At 35.5% G+C, this 4,256-nt stretch carries 3 protein-coding genes; all 3 read right to left on the reverse strand.

The features are described from left to right. Nucleotides 1-1,476 (reverse strand): ABC transporter substrate-binding protein (locus tag U9Q18_06820; GenBank protein MEA3314071.1); only part of this gene is annotated, 1,476 nt, incomplete at its 3' end. A gap of 284 nt (nt 1,477-1,760) precedes the next feature. Next, nucleotides 1,761-2,639 carry an ARMT1-like domain-containing protein gene (locus U9Q18_06825; protein MEA3314072.1) on the reverse strand — a complete coding sequence of 293 codons (879 nt, stop codon included), beginning with the start codon at nt 2,637-2,639 and terminating at the stop codon, nt 1,761-1,763. Between the two features lie 116 nt (nt 2,640-2,755). Then, on the reverse strand, nt 2,756-3,943 hold the full coding sequence (locus U9Q18_06830; protein ID MEA3314073.1) for an iron-containing alcohol dehydrogenase: 1,188 nt from the start codon (nt 3,941-3,943) through the stop codon (nt 2,756-2,758). Between the last annotated feature and the right edge of the window lie 313 nt (nt 3,944-4,256).

Here is a 4,256-nt window from a genome sequence, read left to right on the forward strand (position 1 = left end):
AACCCATGGTACATCCTCATGGACATGAACCTGAACTTGTTTATAAAGTTCTGTTCTTTTTGCAGGATCAAATGTAGTTACTGCCTCCATATTCAGTCGGTGAACCTCAGGATTTCGATAAAATGCTACGTTACCAGCGGATCCTACTGTCGCTGAGTCTGGATCAAGCAGGACATATAAGAAATTATCCGGGTCTGCATAATCTCCAGTCCAGCCCAGTAAACACATCGCGTGTTCTCCATTATCAGTTTTATCAAGGTATGTACCCCAATCATATGATATTATTTCTGCATCAATTCCAACAGCTTTTAAATCTGCCTGAATTGCTGTTGCGATTTTTCTTGGATCAAACATGTATGGCCGAGAAACAGGCATTGCCCACAGGTTTGTTTTGAAACCATCCGGATAGCCTGCTTCTGCGAGAAGTTCTTTTGCTTTTTCTGGATTGTATTCATAATCCTGTATATCATCATTGTATCCCCAAAGGGATGGTGGAATAGGATTTTTTGCCACAATAGCAGTTCCTTTGTATAAATGGTCAATTATGTCTTGTTTGTTAATTGCATGAGCCACTGCCCGTCTTACTCTCACATCCCCAAACTCTTTTTGATACCCCTGCGTGTCTTCTCCCATATTTATTGCAAGATACCCAATACTTAAGCCAGGTTTACTGAGAACCTGAAGATCAGGATTGTTTTTTATGCTTTCTAAATCATCCGGGTTTGGAAATTCCATTCCATGAACTTCTCCTTTAGTGAGCGCAAGGAGACGTGCAGACGGATCATCAATTACCCTAAATATAAGTTTATTGATCTTTGCTTTTTCTCCCCAGTAATCAGGATTTTTTTCTAGCGTAATATGATCACCCTTTACCCATTCAACAAATGTAAATGGCCCTGTGCCGACAGGATGAGTAAACCATTGCTCTCCCCATTCATTAGCGCTTGTGGGACTTACTACAAACATTGTGAACATAGCCATTGTGCTGATAAACGGAGCAAATGGCTTATCAAGGGTAATTTTAACAGTATAATCATCTACCTTTTCTGTCTTTGTGATTTCACCAAAGCACCATCCCCAGTAATCCCATTTTCCATATTTATGAAAAGGATGATTCTCGTCGCGTTGTCTTTCAAAAGAAAAAACAACTGCATCTGCATTGAATGGAGTCCCGTCATGAAATTTTACATCTTTTCTTAGGTGAAATACCCATTCTAATCCATCAGATGAAGGTTCCCAGCTTGTTGCAAGGCTTGGTTCGACTTCTGTACTGCCTGGTTTATATTTAACAAGCCCTTCGAATATATTATCCATTACTGTAATGGATTCCCCATCTGTTACATCGGCTGGATCCAATCTTACTGCGTCCCCTTTTGCAAATACAAGAGTAACAGGAGCTTTTTCTGCTGTTTTGCATCCAGAAAAAGCTCCTGTTACAAACATTCCTACAAGTACAAGTACTAAAATTTTTTTCATTTTTTCTCCTCCTCTTTTGTTTTTTTACTTGCTTTTCATCATTTTTTACGAATTTTCACCTCCCTTTTTATTCCTTTCAAATTAATTAGATATAAGTATATCAAAAAAATGAAATTTGTCAAGAAACTGCATGAGTTACATACATTTGAGACTCCGGATAAATACCCAGGTTTAGTTTTTGTGCATACCTATAATCACTCTTAAATATCTTCTTTATCCTCCCGTATATCTTCAACCTTCTGTATAGTATAATACATTTACAAAAATCTCATATGTTTCGGAACTTATTCAGGATTATATTTATTTTTAAAATATTTTGATTTTATAAGAAGCATTGTTTCGACTCTGAATCCTGTTTCCACAGCAATTGGCTTGCATTTTACTTTAAATAAAAAGAAAATAGGAGCTTTCTTGTTTGACAGTGATTCATAATTACCTTGTCCTTTTGCTATGATAAATGTTGCTTTTGTAAAAAAATTTACAAATTCTTTTGAGCAGTAGTCTAAAATTGTTCCTGCAACTGAGGAACCTGTGGAGATAATTTCTTCTTTAATACCTGAAAGCTCTGCATCAAGGTGTGTCGCGTCGTTGATGATTGGTTTTTCTTTTACTGCATAGTAGATTTTCTTATTTTTTTGGGCCAGAAATTCAATAAGTGGCCTATCAAAAACGGTTTCACCGGCATTGTCTGCAAGGTATAGAATCTCTTTCTCTTTTTCTATTCTTTCTTCAAACGCATTAAATTCATCTAAATAGAAAAGAGAGTTTTCAATTCGCTCGAATTCTTTTGTAATGTCTATTTTATCTTTAGTGCTTCCCAAATCTATTGCATTTCCAGCTATGGCAATCTTTACGGCTTCTTTTAGAGGATTTTTACTTTGTTCTACTTTTTTCATCATTAAGGGATACAAAGTAAGTGCTTCTTTTATGTGTTTCTTTTTTGTATTTTTATATGGGTCTTCAACTCCTGTTACATCTGTTACAATTTGGTAAATAGGAACAGCTGCTTCAGGAGGGGTACTTTTTTCAAGATGAATATCCTTTATTTCTTCTCCTACCCTGTTTAACACTTCTCTTATAAGTTTTTTATCATTTGTTGCTGCCTTTGCTGCACGGAGTGCCTGACTCATCATACAGGGAATACATTCCAGTTGTGCTTTCATTTTTTTTCCTTTCTTTTAAAAGTTATTATTAATCGTTTTCTTTTGTTGAAAAAACGATTAAGTGTTACGTTTTGTATTTTTCACATATTTGTAGAACAATTTATTTTTTCTATTCATTACACCTTTCTGAACAAATCTTTATAATTGTATGCTGTTTCGTAAATCTGTATGATTTTTTCTTTTGTAAGAGGTTCTCTTGCCTGCACAATGCCATTTGCATTGGCGTCCTCTATAGACATAAGTGTAAATTTTTCTATACTTTCGTTCTTTATGCCAAGTTTCTTAAGCGATGTGAAGGCGTCGATCTTTTTCATCCAGTGGACAAGGCGCTCAATGGCTTTTGTGGGAGAATCTGTTGAGAAAATTGATTTTCCAAGTAGTTTAAGTCTATCTGAATGCATTTCTTTTGTGTGATACAAAAATGATGGTAGAAGCGCTGCAAGTCCTCTTCCATGAGGAATTTTGTATAATCCGGATATTGGGTGCTCAAGTGCATGCATTGGCATTGGGCCCCTTCTTCCTGCAGTTGGAAAACCTGAGAGAGCTAACGTAGAAATCCAAGAAAGTGATTCTCTCGCACCTATATTTTGGAGGTCATTTATTATGATCTCTCCCTGTTTCATTGCTTCCTTCATTAAATTTTCTGAGATGCGGTCTGATACAGGTGATAACGCATGAGATGAAAGATAACTTTCTAAAATGTGAATAATCATATCAATTACGCCATCAATGGTTTGTTTTTTTGGCACTGACAATGTCAGGAGTGGGTCTACAATGGATGTTTTTGGAAACAGGCTTTTTCCCCATAATGATCTTTTGCTTCTTGTCTTACTATTTGTTATTACCCCTCCTGCATCAGCTTCAGAGCCTGTTGCAGCTACTGTTATAACTGCAAGAATGGGCAGTGCATTGTCGGGTACATTTGCTTTTGGTGGCCTTTCGCAATAGTCCCACACAGGATATTTACTTACCGTAACTGCTGCAATTCCCTTTGATGCATCAATTACGCTCCCCCCGCCAATTGCTACAATGAAGTCGACATTTTCTTTGCGTGCTAATTCTCCCCCTTTATCTACAGTGTCGCTCTCCGGGTTTGGTTCTATTTCGGAAAATTCTACAAATTCTACATCATTTTCTTTAAGCGTTTTTTTGGCTTTATCTAACAGTCCTGAAGATTTAGCAAAGTGTTTTCCTGTGACAATTAATGCTTTTTTCCCTATCTGTTTCGCTTCTTCTCCAAGTTTTTCAAACTTACCCTTTCCAAAAACTATCTTAGTTGGTAATTTAAATGTAAAGCTATCCATACTTTTGCCTCCTCTCGATAATTTTAATTTATAAAAGTATACTATAAAAAATAAAAAAAGTAAGCAATAAGGTTGCTTCTTTTTTAAAATTCCAATGTTCTTAAGGCTAATAATTTTTATTTTTTTAACAGGATTTGTTACAATATTTATTCTTGAGAATAAAAGAGCGTTAAACGACAAAAAATTTACAAAAACAGGGAAAATTTTTTGATATTATTTTTACAGATAAAAATAATATCAAAAAGGACTTGGTTTGTCCTATATTTTTAGTAGCTAAAGCCTTCTTTGGATTTTTTAAGGATTTAGTGTAAAA

It is taken from the genome of Caldisericota bacterium (assembly GCA_034717215.1).
GTDB lineage: Bacteria > Caldisericota > Caldisericia > Caldisericales > Caldisericaceae > UBA646.